The sequence below is a fragment of the Falsihalocynthiibacter sp. BN13B15 genome, assembly GCF_041205415.1.
GTDB classification, from domain to species: Bacteria; Pseudomonadota; Alphaproteobacteria; order Rhodobacterales; family Rhodobacteraceae; genus Falsihalocynthiibacter; species Falsihalocynthiibacter arcticus.
The window spans coordinates 1-614 of the sequence record NZ_JBGFCE010000076.1; the positions used below are offsets into that span (position 1 = coordinate 1).

2 protein-coding genes are annotated in these 614 nt (G+C 51.6%); both read left to right on the forward strand.

Features of this window, described 5'->3' with window-relative positions:
* Positions 1–149 precede the first annotated feature (149 nt).
* Positions 150–386 (forward strand): hypothetical protein, encoded by a 237-nt coding sequence (locus tag AB9F26_RS22225; RefSeq protein ID WP_369758207.1) that lies wholly within the window; start codon positions 150–152, stop codon positions 384–386.
* Entirely contained in the window at positions 383–574 is a 192-nt protein-coding gene (locus tag AB9F26_RS22230; protein WP_369758208.1) for a hypothetical protein, read from the forward strand. Before AB9F26_RS22225 ends, AB9F26_RS22230 begins: the two co-directional genes overlap by 4 nt.
* Positions 575–614: the final 40 nt, after the last annotated feature.

Below are 614 nucleotides of genomic sequence, written 5' to 3' on the forward strand. Positions count from 1 at the left end.
TGGGCCGTTCGCGTCATTCTCAATTCGCTGACAGAACAATTTCTTCACCCCAAAGCTACTGAGCCAGGGCAATCTATGTCAATCCGCTCACCCAAAAAAGTGAGGAACCTCGGGCATCTATATAAAAAACCTTATGGAGATTTATATCGATGCTCTCGACATTCACCCTACTCACCTTGGGAGGCACAGCCTTCCGTATTGCTCTAAATCGGGCCCTCAAGGCCAAAACCAACTACAGCCTAAGCGTTCCTCAGATACTTGCAGGGGCGTTGATCGTTTTGGCTGGTCTGCCAGACCTTATCAAGCCTTTCCCCTACCCGCTCCCACTGAGTGTGACGCTTGGCTTTTTGCTACATGACCTCCTGTTACGGAGGGAAGCAGCATGAGCACCAAACCAACCCTCAAAAGAGGCTCAACGGTCATAATAGCTGCCTTCGATGACATCCCCGAGCACCAGTTTTTGGTGTCAGAGGTTCATGAAGACTGCGTTTGCGGCACCGCCAAATCAGGACCGCTCAAGGGTGCCTACGGCGAACCTGATCGGGACTTAATCCTGCGCGTCTTGCCGGACTAACTACCCGCAGGGAACAGGAATAACCAAGTAAGCCGTTGTT